The sequence below is a fragment of the Klebsiella sp. CTHL.F3a genome, from assembly GCF_019890895.1.
Classification (GTDB): Bacteria; Pseudomonadota; Gammaproteobacteria; order Enterobacterales; family Enterobacteriaceae; genus Klebsiella; species Klebsiella grimontii.
In genome coordinates this window covers 4595568-4611331 of the sequence record NZ_CP082360.1, presented here as the reverse complement: position 1 = coordinate 4611331, position 15764 = coordinate 4595568, and the positions used below count along the sequence as shown (strand labels likewise).

The following is a 15764-nucleotide window of genomic DNA, read 5'->3' as shown; positions in this document are numbered from 1 at the left end:
CTGACAATCGAAGTGAGGCGCATATGGTAGCGCCTGATGAGCGCGACCACCAGCTCTGTCACGGCGCTGAGGCCGGTAGCCAGGCGCTGGCGAAGTCAAACCAGCCTCGCGCGTTGAGTCGTAGCCCATTAACCCCCGGCGGTGCGCTGATCCGATAATTATAATTGAACAGTGGGGTCATGATGGCATCATCCATCAATCTGTCAAAGACGTTGCGCAAAGCTTCGCTGCGGCTGCGCTCGTCCGGTAGGGCCTGAACGGCATCCAGCGTCGCCTGAAGATGTGCATATTGCGCCCCGGTCAACAAATTAGGCCACAGCGCGTCGCAGCGTAGCCACTGCTCCAGAGCATAGACCGGCGCTTCGCCGATCAGGCGGTCGCCCATCATCAGGTCTGCTTTCGCAAACTGCTCGCAGCCATCCCAGTTTTTTGCATCATGAAAAATAATCGTCAGCTCGCAGCCCAGCTCTGCCAGTCGTTGCCGAAGCTGCTCCGCCATGGCGTGTAGCTCTACGGGAAGATGATAGAGCAGGGTAAGCCGTTCAGGCAGAGGGGTATCATGATTTTCAGGCCCCTGCGGAATAGACCAGCCCGGCAATACTTCATTGCTGGGCGCGATCAGATCCTCATCCAACGGTAGGGTTTCTAACAGAGTGGAGCGATGAATCAGCGAGACCAGCCTTTGCGCCTGCGCTTTGTTAAGACGAGGGCTTTGGCGCAGCGTTAGATAGCAAAAACCGAGGCTAATACTGTTGCTGACCTGACGTAGTCTGGTCAGCTCGTCAGGATCGCCAATGGTTATCTGTACCGGATGACGACAGCTGGTGCCCAGATTCTGCTCGAACAGCTGCGGCGTGATCCAGAATTCCACTGCCTGCAGCAGCGGGTGAGTGAGATGATAGCGCTGATGGTTTTCCAGCCGCACCAGGTCCGGAGTAAATAATTTCAGGCGAAATGGTCCGCTGCCGATCGCCGAATTGTCCGGATGCGCCAGCACGCTGCAGTAGCTGGCAAGGCGGAACGGTAGCCAGTAATCGGCGCGATGCAGGGTGATAGTCAGACACTGGGAGTGGGGGATGTTAATCTCGCTAATACTGGCGAATAGCTTACGCAGTGAGGGTAGCTGCAGTAGCATCAAAAGCCGCTGCTGTAGCTGAGAGGTTTTAATCGGATCGCCGTTATGCCAGAACAAGGTTGAACGAATATAAAAATGCCAGCGCAGACCGTCAGGCGATACTTCCCAGTGATGGGCTAAATCGCCTATTGGACAGGTACTGCGCGCATCAAATCGGGTCAGGCCGGAAAATATCTCCCCGGCCAGGTGCTGTTCTGCCCTTCCCGGCATAAAACCCGGGCGTAGCGGCTCCAGTGGACGGTAATAAGGAATACGCAGGGTTGGCGTATCGTTCTGCCATTGGCCGCCGAGAAAGGGGGAAAGCAGCGCTTTAAGCTCCACCGGCTCAAGCTGGGCCAGCTCGAGGGCATTTTGCTGCTGCCCTTTATTCAACGCCTGTTCCATCATTTCGTTGCGCAGCGTTTCCGGCGCTTTATAAAACTGAAGCAACCCGCGCTTTCCACGACCGGAGCTGGCCTGCCAGCTTAGCCAGCCGGATTCTTGCGCCTGGCGCAGCAGGGTACGGATATGGCGTTCGCTGCAAAAGCAGCGTCCCGCCAGCTCGCCGACGGTAACCTGCTGCGGCTCGCCCGAGGAGGGTTCCCAGAGCCGCTGGTACTGATGGAGACGGTTTAATAGCCTCATATCTGTTTAATCCTGCGCTATATTCGTAAACCCGGAACAATAAAATTCATCTATTCACTATTACTTCCGTATATCTCAGGCGATACTGCAACACAAGCAAAATCCACCACCATTGGGGAGCAGGAGATGGCAAGACTGGCTGCATTTGATATGGACGGTACGCTACTGATGCCGGACCATCGTCTGGGAGAAAAAACGCTGTCGACGCTAAAACGTCTGCGCGAGCGCGATATCACCCTGACTTTCGCCACCGGCCGTCATGCCCTGGAGATGCGCCACGTTATTGGCGAGTTTTCTCTGGATGCGTTTTTAATTACCGGCAACGGGACGCGCATTCACTCTCTGGAGGGCGAAGAGCTGTATCGCCGCGATCTGGCCCCCGATGTGGCGGAAGAGGTGCTGCACAGCGCCTGGGAAACCTCGGCCAGTATGCATTTCTTCAACGACGGCGGCTGGTACACCGGGCAGGAGATTCCCGAAATTTTGAAAGCGCACGTTTTTAGCGGTTTTCGTTACCAGCTGTACGATCCAAAGCGGATGCCGGCGCATCAGGTTACGAAAATCTGCTTCTGCGGCGATCATGACGATCTGCGGCGGCTGCGGATCCAGCTGAATGAAGCGCTCGGCGGCCGGGCGGATCTCTGTTTTTCAGCGATGGATTGTCTTGAAGTTTTGCCCGGCGGCTGTAACAAAGGAGCGGCTCTGGCGGTACTAAGCCAGCATCTTGGCCTGACGTTGCAGGATTGCATGGCGTTCGGTGACGCCATGAACGATCGGGAAATGCTCGGCAGCGTTGGCCGGGGGGTGATTATGGGCAATGCGATGCATCAGCTGAAAAATGAACTTCCGCATCTACCGGTTATTGGCGACTGCCGTCATCAGGCCGTTTCCCACTTTTTGACTCATTGGCTGGATAATCCTGATCTTCCTTATTCCCCCGAATAAAGAGACCCTGCCAGCAAGCCAGATATCCTGTGATATCTGGCTTTTTTTATTTTGCTCGCAGCATGTCGGCGATCTGTGCCTGCCACGGGGAAATATCGCCAATATTGGCCGTCACCCACTGCGGATTGTAGTAGCTCTCCAGATAACGTTCGCCGCTGTCGCACAGCAGCGTAACGAGGGAGCCGCTGCGCCCCTCCTGGCGCATCCGTACGGCCAGTTGCAGTACGCCCCACATATTGGTGCCGGTTGATGCGCCGACTTTACGCCCGAGCAGCGTTTCCAGCCATAGGGCAGTGGCGACGCTGGCGGCATCCGGTACCCGCAGCATCTCATCGACCACATCGGGAATAAATGAAGGTTCAACGCGCGGGCGGCCAATACCCTCAATTTTGCTACCGACCGGGCTGCGCAGGCTGGCGTCGCGGCTTTGCCAGTAGTCCAAAAACACTGAGTTTTGTGGGTCAACCACCATCAGCTGCGTATCGTAACCCTGACTACGAATGTAGCGGCCAATGGTTGCTGAGGTACCGCCGGTGCCCGCGCTCATCACGATATACGACGGCTGCGGGTGCGGCTCATGGCTCATCTGACGGAAGATACTGTCGGCGATATTATTATTTCCCCGCCAGTCGGTCGCCCGTTCGGCAAAGGTAAACTGATCCATATAATGCCCGTTCAGCTCTCGAGCCAGAGTCTCGGAGGCGGCATAGATTTCGCAGGCGCTATCGACAAAATGACAGCGGCCGCCGTAGAACTCAATTTGTTCAATTTTACGTTTTGCCGTACAGGAAGGCATCACGGCGATAAACGGCAGGCCTAACAGACGGGCGAAGTAGGCTTCGGAGACGGCGGTCGAACCCGAAGAGGATTCAATAATCGTCGTCCCTTCTTTAATCCAGCCGTTGCACAGACCATAGAGGAACAGCGAGCGGGCCAGACGATGCTTCAGGCTACCGGTTGGATGGGTGCTTTCATCTTTCAGATAGAGCTGGATCCCAGGGAACTCCGGGAGCGCCAGACGAATCAGGTGCGTATCGGCGGAACGCTGATAATCGGCATTAATTTCACTAATCGCGTGTTTTATCCAGGCGCTGTTCATCTCGGTTTCCTGTTTGTTATTTTGTGCCCAGCTTAGCGGAATTCGAAGGAAAAATTGTTGCCATTTAGCCTTTGAATTACAATTAATGGAGTAAATTTTTCTCCTGAGGTGAGTAATGTTAGATAAAATTGACCGTAAGCTGCTTTCTTTACTGCAAACCGACTGTACCCTCTCTTTGCAGGCGCTGGCTGATGCCGTTAATCTGACCACCACACCATGCTGGAAACGCCTGAAGCGTCTGGAAGACGAAGGTATCCTGCGCGGGCGAGTCGCTCTGCTGGATGCGGAAAAGGTCGGGCTTGGGCTGACGGCGTTTGTGCTGATTAAGACTCAGCACCACAGTAGCGACTGGTATTGCCGCTTCGTCAGCGAAGTCACCCAGATGGCGGAGGTTCTCGGTTTCTGGCGTATGGCGGGGGAGTATGACTACCTGCTGCGGGTCCAGGTTGCGGATATGAAAAGCTATGATGATTTTTATAAACGCCTGGTAAACAGCGTACCGGGGCTCTCGGATGTCACTTCGAGTTTTGCCATGGAACAGATAAAATACACGACAGCCTTGCCGATTGATTAACGGCATCAGCCGCTACGAATTACACACTCAGGATTTAACTGCTTGCGATTATTTGCTCAACTTAGCTGGTATTTCCGCCGGGAGTGGCGCCGTTACCTTGGCGCTATTGCTCTGCTGATCGTGATTGCCATCCTGCAACTGGTGCCGCCAAAGGTGGTGGGCATCGTGGTTGATGGCGTCACAAAACAACATTACACCGCGGAAAAGGTGTGGATGTGGATTGGCCTGTTGGTCGTTATTGCGGTGATGGTATATCTGCTGCGCTACGTCTGGCGGGTGCTGCTTTTCGGCGCTTCTTATCAGCTGGCCGTCGAACTGCGTGAGGATTTCTATCGCCAGCTCAGCCGCCAGCATCCGGCCTTTTACCTGCGCCATCGTACCGGCGATCTGATCGCGCGGGCGACCAACGACGTGGATCGGGTGGTATTCGCCGCTGGCGAAGGGGTGTTAACGCTGGTGGACTCCCTGGTGATGGGCTGCGCGGTGCTGATCGTGATGTCGACGCAAATCAGCTGGCAGTTAACCCTGCTGGCGCTGCTGCCGATGCCGCTGATGGCGCTGGCGATCAAACGTAACGGCGATGCATTACACGAGCGTTTTCGCGTCGCTCAGGCGGCGTTCTCCAGCCTCAACGACCGCACCCAGGAGAGCCTCACCAGCATCCGCATGATCAAAGCCTTTGGTCTCGAAGATCGACAGTCGGCGCTGTTTGCCGCCGATGCCGCGGATACCGGCGCCAAAAATATGCGCGTGGCGCGCATCGACGCGCGCTTCGACCCGACGATTTATATCGCCATCGGTACTGCTAACCTGCTGGCCATCGGCGGCGGCAGTTGGATGGTGATCCAGGGCAGCCTGACCCTTGGACAGCTCACCAGCTTTGTGATGTACCTTGGCCTGATGATTTGGCCGATGCTGGCGCTGGCGTGGATGTTTAACATCGTTGAGCGCGGTAGCGCGGCCTATGCGCGCATTCGCACCATGCTGGAAGAGGCGCCGGCGGTGAACGACGGCAGCGAGCCGACGCCGGAAGGCCGCGGTACGCTCAGCGTCGCCGTGCGCGAGTTTATCTACCCACAGGCGAATAAGAGCTCGCTGGAAAAGGTCAACTTTACGCTACAGCCCGGGCAGATGCTGGGGATTTGCGGGCCGACCGGCTCCGGCAAGAGCACTATTCTGGCGCTGATTCAGCGCCACTTTGACGTGACTGAAGGCGATATCCGCTTCCACGACGTCCCCCTGACCCAGCTACAGCTCGATAGCTGGCGCGCCCGCCTGGCGGTGGTTAATCAGACACCGTTCCTGTTCTCCGATACCGTCGCCAGCAACATCGCCCTTGGTAAACCGGACGCCACGCAGGAGCAAATCGAGCACGTTGCGCGGCTTGCCAGCGTGCATGAGGATATCCTGCGCCTGCCGCAGGGATATAACACCGAAGTCGGCGAGCGTGGCGTGATGCTTTCCGGCGGGCAAAAGCAGCGAATTTCCATCGCCCGCGCGCTGCTACTGGAGGCGGAGATTCTGATCCTTGATGATGCCCTGTCGGCGGTGGATGGCAGAACAGAGCACGAGATTTTGCATAACCTGCGGCAGTGGGGAGAAGGGCGGACGGTGATCATTAGCGCCCATCGCCTGTCGGCGTTGACCGAGGCCAGCGAAATTCTGGTAATGCAGCACGGGCATATTGCCCAGCGCGGTCGCCATGAGGCGCTGGCGGCGCAGCCGGGCTGGTATCGGGACATGTACCGTTATCAGCAGCTGGAAGCGGCGCTGGATGATGTCCCGCTGGAAGATGAGGAGATCACCGGTGCGTAGTTTCACTGAACTCTGGCCGACCTTAAAGCGCCTGCTGGCCTACGGCTCCCCGTGGCGTAAACCGTTGATGATTGCCGTTGCCATCATGTGGGTTGCGGCGGTGGCGGAAGTCAGCGGTCCGCTGCTGATCAGCTATTTCATCGACAATATGGTGGCGAAGAACTCGCTGCCGTTGAAGCTGGTTTGTGGTCTCGCCGTAGCCTATATCGGCCTGCAACTCCTTGCCGCTGGTCTGCATTACTGCCAGGCGTTGCTGTTTAATCGTGCGGCGGTCGGCGTGGTGCAGCAGCTGCGCAGCGACGTCATGGATGCCGCGCTGCGCCAGCCGCTCAGCGAGTTTGATACGCAGCCGGTCGGGCAGCTCATCTCACGGGTGACCAACGATACCGAAGTCATTCGTGATCTGTACGTGACCGTGGTGGCCACCGTACTGCGGAGCGCCGCCTTGATTGGCGCGATGCTGGTGGCGATGTTCAGCCTTGACTGGCGGATGGCGCTGGTGGCTATCGCTATTTTCCCGGCGGTGCTGATCGTGATGATGATTTATCAGCGCTACAGCACGCCAATCGTCAGACGGGTCCGCGCCTGGCTGGCGGATATCAACGATGGTTTTAATGAAGTGATTAACGGCATGGGCGTTATCCAGCAGTTCCGCCAGCAGGCGCGTTTCGGCGAGCGGATGCGCGAGGCCAGTTATGCGCACTATCTGGCGCGTATGCAAACTCTGCGTCTTGATGGCTTCCTGCTGCGTCCGCTGCTAAGCCTGTTCTCTTCATTAATTCTCTGCGGCCTGCTGATGCTGTTTGGTTTCAGCAGTAGCGGAACGATCGAAGTCGGGGTGCTCTACGCCTTTATTAGCTATCTTGGACGACTGAACGAGCCGCTGATCGAGCTGACCACCCAGCAGTCAATGCTGCAGCAGGCGGTCGTCGCGGGCGAGCGCGTCTTCGAGCTGATGGATAAACCGCGTCAGGCGTGGGGTGAAGATAGCGAGCCGCTGCGCAGCGGAGCAATTAGCATCGATCATCTCTCTTTTGCCTACCGCGACGATAGCCTGGTGTTGCAGGATATTAATCTCGATATCCCGTCCCGCAGCTTTGTAGCGCTGGTTGGCCATACCGGGAGCGGTAAAAGCACCCTGGCCAGCCTGATGATGGGCTACTACCCGTTAACTCAGGGAGAGATTCGCATCGACGGTCGGCCGCTTTCTTCCTTGAGCCACAGCGCGCTGCGTCAGGGGATTGCGATGGTGCAGCAGGATCCGGTGGTGCTGGCTGATACCTTCTATGCCAACGTTACCCTCGGTCGCGACATTAGCGAAGAGCAGGTCTGGGAGGCGCTGGAAGCGGTCCAGCTGGCAGATCTGGCCCGTGAAATGGAAAAGGGGATTTATACGCTGCTGGGCGAGCAGGGGAATAATCTCTCCGTTGGTCAGAAACAGCTGCTGGCGCTGGCGCGGGTGCTGGTTGATACGCCGCAGGTGCTGATTCTTGATGAGGCGACGGCCAATATTGATTCCGGTACCGAGCAGGCGATTCAGCAAGCTCTGGCGCGAGTGCGTGAGCACACGACGCTGGTGGTGATTGCGCACCGCTTATCGACCATCGTCGAGGCCGATACGATCCTGGTGCTGCACCGCGGTCAGGCCGTAGAGCGCGGAAACCATCAGCAGCTGCTGGCGGCCAAAGGCCGCTACTGGCAGATGTATCAGCTGCAGCTGGTTGGCGAAGAACTGGCGGCCAGCTCGCAGGAAGAGTCGCTGATCGCCTGATGCACCATAATCAGGCAGTCGCGATAGCGCGGCCTGAGGTGGTGCAAAAACGTCACACATTGCGCACTGAAATGGTGCAACTTTAGCCGAAAGAGCCAATTTGCCGCTTCGTTTCCAGCGAATTCTTCACCTTCTCCCTCAAAAAGGGCCGCCTGGCGGTCCTTTTTCATTTCTGGCATAGCCCTTGCTTTAGTAGATACGTGTTAGCTGCGGCCATTACCGAATTCTGACTGGAGGGGACTTATGAAGCTGGTTACGGTGGTAATCAAACCATTCAAACTGGAAGACGTGCGTGAAGCATTGTCTTCAATGGGTATTCAGGGCCTGACGGTCACTGAAGTTAAAGGGTTCGGCCGTCAGAAAGGCCACGCGGAGCTCTATCGCGGCGCCGAATACAGCGTCAATTTTCTACCGAAAGTGAAGATTGATGTCGCGATTGCCGACGATCAGTTGGACGAAGTCGTCGATGTCATCAGTAAAGCGGCGTATACCGGAAAGATTGGCGACGGCAAAATCTTTGTCGCCGAGCTGCAGCGCGTGATTCGCATCCGTACCGGCGAATCTGACGAAGCGGCACTGTAACTTTCAGACCACACAGTGATGGGGAACGAAACAATGAAGATAGCAACAATGAAAACAGGTCTGGGAGCGTTGGCTCTTCTTCCGGGGCTGGCGATGGCCGCACCGGCGGTAGCGGATAAAGCCGACAATGCTTTTATGATGATTTGCACCGCGCTGGTGCTGTTTATGTCGATTCCGGGCATCGCGCTGTTCTACGGCGGGCTGATCCGCGGTAAAAACGTTCTCTCCATGCTGACTCAGGTGATCGTGACTTTTGCGCTGGTCTGCGTGCTGTGGGTGGTTTATGGCTACACGCTGGCCTTCGGCGCTGGCGGCAGCTTCTTCGGCAACTTCGACTGGGTACTGTTGAAAAACATTGAACTGAAAGCGCTGATGGGAAGCTTCTATCAGTACATCCACGTTGCCTTCCAGGGCTCCTTCGCCTGTATTACCGTTGGTCTGATCGTCGGTGCGCTGGCGGAACGTATTCGCTTCTCGGCGGTACTGATTTTCGTCGTGGTATGGATGACGCTCTCTTATGTGCCGATTGCGCACATGGTATGGGGCGGCGGTCTGTTGGCCACGCACGGCGCGCTTGATTTCGCCGGCGGTACGGTGGTTCACATCAACGCCGCGGTAGCGGGTCTGGTGGGTGCCTATATGATGGGCAAACGCGTTGGTTTTGGTAAAGAAGCGTTCAAACCGCATAACCTGCCGATGGTATTCACCGGCACCGCGATCCTCTACGTTGGCTGGTTCGGCTTTAACGCCGGTTCTGCAAGCGCGGCGAACGAAATTGCCGGTCTGGCGTTCGTAAATACCGTGGTGGCAACGGCGGCAGCAATCCTGGCGTGGACCTTCGGCGAGTGGGCAACCCGCGGTAAACCGTCTCTGCTTGGCGCCTGTTCAGGTGCGATTGCCGGGCTGGTCGGCATCACTCCGGCGTGCGGCTACATCGGCGTCGGCGGCTCTCTGATTGTCGGTATCGCTGCGGGCCTGGCGGGTCTGTGGGGCGTCACCGTACTGAAACGCTGGCTGCGCGTTGATGACCCGTGCGATGTGTTTGGCGTACACGGCGTCTGCGGTATCGTAGGCTGCATCCTGACCGGTATCTTCGCCGCGACTTCTCTGGGCGGTGTCGGTTACGCGGAAGGCGTCACCATGGGCCATCAGGTTCTGGTACAGCTGGAAAGTATCGGTATTACCATTGTCTGGTCCGGCGTTGTCGCTTTCATTGGTTACAAAGTTGCCGATATGACCGTTGGTCTGCGCGTACCGGAAGATCAAGAGCGTGAAGGGCTGGACGTAAACAGCCACGGCGAAAACGCCTACAACGCCTGATAAATTGCGTTATCTCCAGAAGCTGCAGAGCCTCCCCAAGGGGAGGCTCTGTTTTTTTATGTATTGCGATTACGCATGACGCCTTCCTGCACAGTGGAAGCTACCAGCGTGCCGTCCTGCGTATAGAATTCGCCGCGCACAAAACCGCGCGCGCTGGAGGCGGAGGTGCTCTCAACGCTGTAAAGCAGCCAGTCGTTGATATTGAACGGACGGTGGAACCACATTGAGTGATCGATGGTGGCGACCTGCATGCCGGGCTCCAGAAAACCGACGCCATGCGGCTGCAGGGCGACGGGCAGGAAGTTAAAATCCGAAGCGTAGCCTAACAGATACTGATGGATGCGGAGATCTTCCGGAACGGCGCCGTTGGCGCGGATCCAAACCTGACGCGTCGGTTCTGCAACGTGGCCTTTCAGGGGGTTATGAAATTCGACCGGGCGAATCTCCAGCGGTTTATCGCAGAGAAATTTCTCTTTAACCTGCGGCGGCAACAGATGGGCCAGTTTGCGGGCGATATCCGTTTCGGAGGGGAGGGCGTCCGGAGCGGGCGCCGCGGGCATGGTTTTTTGATGTTCATAGCCGGGTTCTGGCGCCTGGAAAGAGGCGGTCATATAGAAAATCGGCTTCCCGTTTTGAACCGCCGCCACCCTGCGGGCGCTGAAGCTATTGCCGTCGCGCAGGACTTCAACATCATAGATGATGGGTTTCTGGCTGTCGCCGGGACGCAGGAAGTAGCTGTGAAACGAGTGAATCAGGCGTTCTGCGGGGACCGTCTCTTTTGCTGCGTATAGCGCCTGGCCAACCACTTGACCGCCAAAGACCTGACGCAATCCCAGATCCTCGCTCTGACCGCGAAACAATCCCTCTTCAATTTTTTCCAGATTTAACAATGCCAGCAGATTGGTTAATGCCTGACTCATAGTGACCCTCAATCAATGATGACTGCTTTGCGCAGCGCGTTATTGAGGCAAAGTATAACCTGGAATCGCAAGTGGTCCGATGGGTGCAATAATCTGAATATGGGCTCTTTTCCAGGAAGAGATCTGAGATCTGTGCCACACTTATTTACGATACTAATGTCCTGTCCCCGATTGTGGCTGGATGTACTCCTGTTAAAGAAGGGATGAAAAGGAGAAAAGAATGAAATTTGCCTATATGTTAAGTGCCTTAGCCGTCGCGGCTACGTTGTCTGCCTGTGCGAACAATCACAGCAGCAATGCAGCGAACCAGGCTGCGCCCGATCCTTACGGCATTGCCTCACTAAGCTCCTCGCAGCAGCAGCCTAACGTTTCCGGGACCATTAATATTCGACAGCGCGTGGCGTTACCGCCGGATGCGGTGTTAACCGTAACCTTGTCGGATGCGTCCCTGGCCGATGCGCCAGCGCACGTGCTGTCGCAAAAAGCGGTAAGGACTGAAGGGAAGCAGGCGCCATTTAACTTTGTTCTGCCTTACAACCAGGCGGATATTAAGCCTAATGCACGCATCCTGTTAAGTTCAGCGATTACCGTCAACGGTCAGCTGATGTTTATTACCGATACCGTGCAGACGGTGATTAATCAGGGCGGCAATCGCGCCGACCTGCTGCTGGTACCGGTCCAGCAAACCGCGGTACCGGTGGCAAATACCAACGTTCCCGCCGCGCAATAACCCCGACTATGCCCCTTTTCAGGGGCATTTTTTTGCCTTTAATAAATCCAGCGGTAATGCTGCAGGTCAATATGACCGCTGCCTGAGACCTGGACTCCCTCCGCAAGGAGCGCCTGGCGTTGGCGCTGTAGATCTGGTCCGGTAAGCGAGATATCGCCGTGGCGGTTGACGACCCGATGCCAGGGAAGATGGGACCCTTCAGGCAGACGCTTTAAAACCCCGCCGACCTGACGCGCCGCGCGCGGTGAACCAGCCAACTGAGCAACGTCACCGTAGGTAGCAACGTACCCCTCTGGGATCGAGGCGACTATCTGCCAGACTCGCTGCGGAAAAGTATCGTGAGAATCCATGGTACGTCCTGCTGCCGGTAAAGGCTCAGGATAATCGTTGTACGACGGGCTGTACAGATAACGGCTTAAGCCGTTTTAATGACGGTAAATTCCAGTGCCAGGCCAAGCACCTGCATGCCATGGACATTCTCATTCGGCGTATTGGTCAACAGGGTTTCAAGAAACTTCAGGCGTTTTGACTGAGCGTTGATCACCAGTTTTGCGCGCATGGCCGGAAGCTTAAGCGTTGATATTGGATAGACCACGCGACCGCTGACTTCGATAGGGAGTTTACGTAATTCAATGTGCTGGAGGACGCCGACGCTAGAGTAGAGCAGCGCGACCGGGGTGACGGCAAGTAGCGGATTTTGGCTAATGGTCACAAAATCAAGAAGCAGATCCGGGCGCAGAAAGTTTAAACCGCGGAAGGAAACGGTGACTTCGTCGATTGGCGGCATCGCCAGGGTAGTGATTAAACGCGGTGATTCACTCATTCAGATACCATGGTAAAAAACATTCAATTTATAGCGAACATTATGGATGTTGAGAGGCGTTTGTGCTGAGAGTACGCTCGCAATCTCCTCTCAGGGACGGGAGAATTTACGCTAAAAAGCCGCGATATCGCTCTGACTACGCGACTTTGCGCAATAAACCAGCACCCAATCGGCGGCGGCTTGCAATTCAGGGGTTCAGCAGGGATAATGCGCCAGCGCGTTAGGTAACTAGCGCTCTCAATGGGGGCTCTGTTGGTTCTCCCGCAACGCTACTCTGTTTACCAGGTCAGGTCCGGAAGGAAGCAGCCAGAGCAGACGACGTGTGTGCCGGGATGTAGCTGGCAGGGCCCCCACCCATTTCAGCGTGCCCCCAGCGCTCTGTGCAGCCAAAAAGCGACTTCGCTGATCCCTTCATATTTAATATCCACAAATAAAATGTGTATTTTTTCAGTTTCTAAAACATCTATTTTTTATGCCAAAAATTCGCTACGTCATAAAATTGAAATTTAAATGAAATATTAATGTCATCTTTATGTCATATATAACGTGCAGATTATTCATGGGAAAATGTTGTTAGATATAAGCTAAAAATATATCTCTGGATCAGCATGTTAACTTCGTGTATTAATTATATGATGATTTTATTTCACGGGAAGCGTGACTATGACCACTGTAGTTCTGAACGTAAAAATTGATGGCGAGTTAAAAGAAAAGCTGCGTCAGTATGCGGAAGAAAATAACGAAAATCTAGGAACGGCTACGGAGAAACTGCTACTCCTGGCCTTTCAGGCAGTGGAATCGGCAGATGAGGCGGGGGTTTCGGAAGAAGATATCGATAGCCAGCATACCGAAGAGGAAGCGTCTCCATTAACCCCTAAAGAAATCAAAGCATTACGTAAAATTCTGAAGAAGAGAAAATGAAACAACAACTCTCTACAGCCAGCAACTATAGCGAAGCCTGCGACATGCTGCGTTCCGGCTACGTCAAGCACGTACGCCTGAACTGGAATATCGGTAGCGATGAGTTTTTTCGCATTGCCTCCGATTGGTGTGACACAGGTGCAAAAATTAAAAAAGATGAAGACGGCTTTATTATTTCTCTGAAAGGGTTTCCGATCCCGCGTCAGCATTAATGAAACTATTTCAATTTTGTCATCGGGCTGACACGTCAGAAAGACAAAATTGAACGGCAATTTTATAAAAACATCTCATATGCATCACGGATGATGGTTTTTGACGGGCTGGCTCCAGCCCGTCGATATTTTATTAGATGATTTTCCTCAGACGAAAGTTCTCCTTCTGCTCCGTAAGACTATGCCATAGCGGCTGCAATGTATTAAACGCGCTGCGTAGTTCCTCATCCGAAAGAGTAAAGGGCAAACGCAGATAGCGATCAAACGCGCCGGCCAGACCAAAGCGTGTGCCTGTCCCGATGTGAATTCCGCGGCTTTCAGCGCGAACGGAAAAGAGCGTCGCCAGCATGCCGGGTAATTCAACCCAAAAAGAGAGTCCCCCTTCCGGCGGAGTGAAGCGCCAGTGGGGAAAATATTCCGCCATTAGCGCCCCGCACATGTCCCTGCGGGTCGCCAGCATGGCGCGGCGTGACGGCAGCAGTCTGTTCTCATTCTCAAGTAACCAGCAGCAGGCCAGCTGTTCCAGCAGTGGGGAACCGAGATCGAGAGAGTCGCGTGCCTGAACCAGCGAGGCAATGGTTCGTGAAGAGGCGCGGATCCAGCCTATGCGAAGACCGCCCCAGAAGCTTTTTCCTGCCGAGCCGATGGTTATCACCGGGGCATCGGGATTAAACGCCGCTAAAGGCGGCGGCGGCGGGGCGTCGTACCATAAATCTACCATCGTTTCGTCTACCACCAGCGTGGTGCGGCTTTGCGCGGCGATATCCGCTACCCGCTGGCGCGTGGCGCTATCCATACATCGGCCGGTAGGATTATGAAAATCCGGCATCAGCCAGGCCAGGCGCGGAGCCGTTTGGGCGATCGTTGCCGCCAAACCGTCGCAATCCCATCCCTGCTGCGGTAACGCAACGCTAACCGGACGGCATGATGCGCCCTGAATCGCGCTAAGCGCCATGGGATAAGTTGGCGCATCCACCACCACTCGATCGCCGGGCCCGGTGAATAAACGCAGAACCAGCGCAAAGCCGCTAAGCGCCCCGTTGACAATCATCACCTCATCGCTGCGGGTTGGCAGCCCGCGTTCGCTATAGCGGCGGGCGATAGCTTCGCGCAGCAGCGCTAGCCCTTGTTGATCGTAACCGGTATTGGATAAATGCTCAGGCATAATCTTCAGGGCCTGGCTGTAGGCCTGATGGATCTCGGGTCCGGCGCTCAGGGCGGCAACGGCCAAATTCACCGAGAGCGGGTCCGGTTTTTGGGCTGACGTTTCCACCGGACGCTCCGGCAGGGCGATCCGCGAACCGCTTCCCTGGCGGCTATAGAGATAGCCCTCCTCCCGCAGTTGCCCGAGCGCGCTGGCAACCGTGGTGCGGCTGATATTCAGGGCTGCCGCCAGTTCACGTTCGCCCGGCAGGCGGGTTTCCAGCGCCAGGCGGCCATCGAGGATAAGCAGGCGCAGCGCTTCCGCCAACTGACGCCAGATAGGCGTACGAGAGGTGGACTCCTGCCAGTTGCCGAGCAGCCGTACCAGCGATTGTGAACCAAAGCGACGAGATGACATAGCAATCCACTTTTTAAAAACTGGCCATTAATTATCAATCCATTTTTGCTGATGATGGGGGAGATCGCAATTGTCTTGAGGTGAAAAATGGTACGTCGCTTGCTACAACTTTATATTGGTCTGGTCCTGTACGGCGTGTCGACCGCGTTATTTGTTCACGCCAATCTGGGGGCCGACCCGTGGGATGTTTTCCATTTAGGGATCGGCAAACAGTTTAATCTGGATTTCGGCACGGTCATGATCCTGACGGGAGCGGCAGTGTTGCTGCTGTGGATCCCGCTGCGGCAAATGCCTGGGCTGGGGACGGTAAGCAACGTCATTGTGCTGGGGCTGGCGGCGAACGCGACTCTGGCCGTGCTGCCGCCGTTTGATTCATTGGTGGCGCGTAGCTTGCTGTTGGTTGGGGCTATCGTTCTGAATGCGCTGGCGACGGGGATGTATATTGGCGCGGGTTTCGGTCCTGGGCCGCGCGATGGGTTGATGACCGGCCTGCATGCCCGTACGGGATGGTCGCTGCGCGGTATTCGCACCGCGATTGAAGTTTCGGTTCTGCTGATTGGCTGGATGATGGGCGGCAAGTTTGGCGTGGGAACCGTACTCTACGCGTTAACTATCGGTCCGCTGATCCAGCTGTGCCTGCCGTGGTTCCATCAGCCAGCCGCGCGTAAGGCTCTGGCGAAACCCGGTGAGGCTATTTCCTGATTTTACGCTGTTATCAGGCCTGGCGACTAA

16 protein-coding genes and 1 other RNA gene are annotated in these 15764 nt (G+C 55.8%); 11 read left to right on the top strand and 6 right to left on the bottom strand.

What is annotated here, in order from left to right; all coding sequences use genetic code 11:
- Positions 1 to 58: 58 nt before the first annotated feature.
- Positions 59 to 1759 (bottom strand): SgrR family transcriptional regulator, encoded by a 1701-nt coding sequence (locus K7H21_RS21700; protein WP_223035357.1) that lies wholly within the window; start codon positions 1757 to 1759, stop codon positions 59 to 61.
- Positions 1760 to 1885: 126 nt separating this feature from the next.
- Between K7H21_RS21700 and cof the strand changes: the two genes are divergently transcribed.
- On the top strand, positions 1886 to 2704 hold the full coding sequence (gene cof, locus K7H21_RS21695) for an HMP-PP phosphatase (protein WP_004129825.1): 819 nt from the start codon (positions 1886 to 1888) through the stop codon (positions 2702 to 2704).
- A 46-nt stretch (positions 2705 to 2750) separates the two neighbouring features.
- Here the strand turns inward: cof and K7H21_RS21690 are convergent, their stop codons facing one another.
- Complete coding sequence (locus tag K7H21_RS21690; protein ID WP_004129828.1) at positions 2751 to 3803, bottom strand: PLP-dependent cysteine synthase family protein; 1053 nt, start codon at positions 3801 to 3803, stop codon at positions 2751 to 2753.
- Between the two features lie 115 nt (positions 3804 to 3918).
- On the opposite strand from K7H21_RS21690, the gene K7H21_RS21685 reads away from it, so the two are divergent.
- From K7H21_RS21685 to amtB, 5 genes are all read left to right on the top strand, one after another.
- Positions 3919 to 4377, top strand: coding sequence for an Lrp/AsnC family transcriptional regulator (locus tag K7H21_RS21685; protein WP_004129831.1), 459 nt, complete (start codon positions 3919 to 3921; stop codon positions 4375 to 4377).
- A gap of 42 nt (positions 4378 to 4419) precedes the next feature.
- On the top strand, positions 4420 to 6192 hold the full coding sequence (locus K7H21_RS21680; RefSeq protein WP_049123374.1) for a SmdA family multidrug ABC transporter permease/ATP-binding protein: 1773 nt from the start codon (positions 4420 to 4422) through the stop codon (positions 6190 to 6192).
- The gene (locus tag K7H21_RS21675; protein ID WP_004129837.1) at positions 6185 to 7963 is read left to right on the top strand and encodes a SmdB family multidrug efflux ABC transporter permease/ATP-binding protein; all 1779 of its coding nucleotides are present in this window, start codon (positions 6185 to 6187) and stop codon (positions 7961 to 7963) included. Before K7H21_RS21680 ends, K7H21_RS21675 begins: the two co-directional genes overlap by 8 nt.
- 243 nt (positions 7964 to 8206) lie before the next feature.
- The gene (gene glnK, locus K7H21_RS21670) at positions 8207 to 8545 is read left to right on the top strand and encodes a P-II family nitrogen regulator (protein WP_004099573.1); all 339 of its coding nucleotides are present in this window, start codon (positions 8207 to 8209) and stop codon (positions 8543 to 8545) included.
- A gap of 33 nt (positions 8546 to 8578) precedes the next feature.
- Entirely contained in the window at positions 8579 to 9865 is a 1287-nt protein-coding gene (gene amtB / locus K7H21_RS21665; RefSeq protein WP_004129846.1) for an ammonium transporter AmtB, read from the top strand.
- A gap of 56 nt (positions 9866 to 9921) precedes the next feature.
- Here amtB and tesB read toward each other — a convergent pair whose 3' ends face one another.
- Positions 9922 to 10785, bottom strand: a complete 864-nt coding sequence (gene tesB, locus K7H21_RS21660; protein WP_004129849.1) for an acyl-CoA thioesterase II — start codon at positions 10783 to 10785, stop codon at positions 9922 to 9924.
- A 220-nt stretch (positions 10786 to 11005) separates the two neighbouring features.
- Between tesB and K7H21_RS21655 the strand changes: the two genes are divergently transcribed.
- Positions 11006 to 11515, top strand: coding sequence for a YbaY family lipoprotein (locus tag K7H21_RS21655; protein WP_004129852.1), 510 nt, complete (start codon positions 11006 to 11008; stop codon positions 11513 to 11515).
- Between the two features lie 38 nt (positions 11516 to 11553).
- Here K7H21_RS21655 and K7H21_RS21650 read toward each other — a convergent pair whose 3' ends face one another.
- Positions 11554 to 11865, bottom strand: a complete 312-nt coding sequence (locus K7H21_RS21650) for an MGMT family protein (protein ID WP_004129854.1) — start codon at positions 11863 to 11865, stop codon at positions 11554 to 11556.
- 65 nt (positions 11866 to 11930) lie between these two features.
- Positions 11931 to 12338, bottom strand: coding sequence for a hypothetical protein (locus K7H21_RS21645; protein ID WP_004129856.1), 408 nt, complete (start codon positions 12336 to 12338; stop codon positions 11931 to 11933).
- A 250-nt stretch (positions 12339 to 12588) separates the two neighbouring features.
- Between K7H21_RS21645 and ffs the strand changes: the two genes are divergently transcribed.
- The 3 genes from ffs to K7H21_RS21630 all read left to right on the top strand — a co-directional run bounded on the left by ffs (position 12589) and on the right by K7H21_RS21630 (position 13471).
- An RNA gene (ffs, locus tag K7H21_RS21640) (signal recognition particle sRNA small type) lies at positions 12589 to 12685 on the top strand.
- Positions 12686 to 13001: 316 nt separating this feature from the next.
- Entirely contained in the window at positions 13002 to 13259 is a 258-nt protein-coding gene (locus tag K7H21_RS21635; RefSeq protein WP_004129858.1) for a hypothetical protein, read from the top strand.
- Positions 13256 to 13471, top strand: a complete 216-nt coding sequence (locus K7H21_RS21630; protein WP_004129860.1) for a hypothetical protein — start codon at positions 13256 to 13258, stop codon at positions 13469 to 13471. The genes K7H21_RS21635 and K7H21_RS21630 overlap by 4 nt, the downstream gene beginning before the upstream one ends.
- A gap of 133 nt (positions 13472 to 13604) precedes the next feature.
- Here the strand turns inward: K7H21_RS21630 and yczR are convergent, their stop codons facing one another.
- Positions 13605 to 15032 carry a MocR-like transcription factor YczR gene (gene yczR / locus K7H21_RS21625; protein ID WP_049113917.1) on the bottom strand — a complete coding sequence of 476 codons (1428 nt, stop codon included), beginning with the start codon at positions 15030 to 15032 and terminating at the stop codon, positions 13605 to 13607.
- Between the two features lie 87 nt (positions 15033 to 15119).
- Here yczR and yczE point away from each other — a divergent pair, with 87 nt between their 5' ends.
- Positions 15120 to 15734 carry a membrane protein YczE gene (gene yczE, locus K7H21_RS21620; protein WP_049113919.1) on the top strand — a complete coding sequence of 205 codons (615 nt, stop codon included), beginning with the start codon at positions 15120 to 15122 and terminating at the stop codon, positions 15732 to 15734.
- The last annotated feature ends 30 nt before the right edge of the window (positions 15735 to 15764 follow it).

Coding starts and splice junctions, on each gene's coding strand:
- K7H21_RS21700 (WP_223035357.1), bottom strand. CDS start 1,759: ATGAGGCTATTAAACCGTCTCCATCAGTACCAGCGGCTCTGGGAACCC.
- cof (WP_004129825.1), top strand. CDS start 1,886: ATGGCAAGACTGGCTGCATTTGATATGGACGGTACGCTACTGATGCCG.
- K7H21_RS21690 (WP_004129828.1), bottom strand. CDS start 3,803: ATGAACAGCGCCTGGATAAAACACGCGATTAGTGAAATTAATGCCGAT.
- K7H21_RS21685 (WP_004129831.1), top strand. CDS start 3,919: ATGTTAGATAAAATTGACCGTAAGCTGCTTTCTTTACTGCAAACCGAC.
- glnK (WP_004099573.1), top strand. CDS start 8,207: ATGAAGCTGGTTACGGTGGTAATCAAACCATTCAAACTGGAAGACGTG.
- amtB (WP_004129846.1), top strand. CDS start 8,579: ATGAAGATAGCAACAATGAAAACAGGTCTGGGAGCGTTGGCTCTTCTT.
- tesB (WP_004129849.1), bottom strand. CDS start 10,785: ATGAGTCAGGCATTAACCAATCTGCTGGCATTGTTAAATCTGGAAAAA.
- K7H21_RS21655 (WP_004129852.1), top strand. CDS start 11,006: ATGAAATTTGCCTATATGTTAAGTGCCTTAGCCGTCGCGGCTACGTTG.
- K7H21_RS21650 (WP_004129854.1), bottom strand. CDS start 11,865: ATGGATTCTCACGATACTTTTCCGCAGCGAGTCTGGCAGATAGTCGCC.
- K7H21_RS21645 (WP_004129856.1), bottom strand. CDS start 12,338: ATGAGTGAATCACCGCGTTTAATCACTACCCTGGCGATGCCGCCAATC.
- K7H21_RS21635 (WP_004129858.1), top strand. CDS start 13,002: ATGACCACTGTAGTTCTGAACGTAAAAATTGATGGCGAGTTAAAAGAA.
- K7H21_RS21630 (WP_004129860.1), top strand. CDS start 13,256: ATGAAACAACAACTCTCTACAGCCAGCAACTATAGCGAAGCCTGCGAC.
- yczR (WP_049113917.1), bottom strand. CDS start 15,032: ATGTCATCTCGTCGCTTTGGTTCACAATCGCTGGTACGGCTGCTCGGC.
- yczE (WP_049113919.1), top strand. CDS start 15,120: ATGGTACGTCGCTTGCTACAACTTTATATTGGTCTGGTCCTGTACGGC.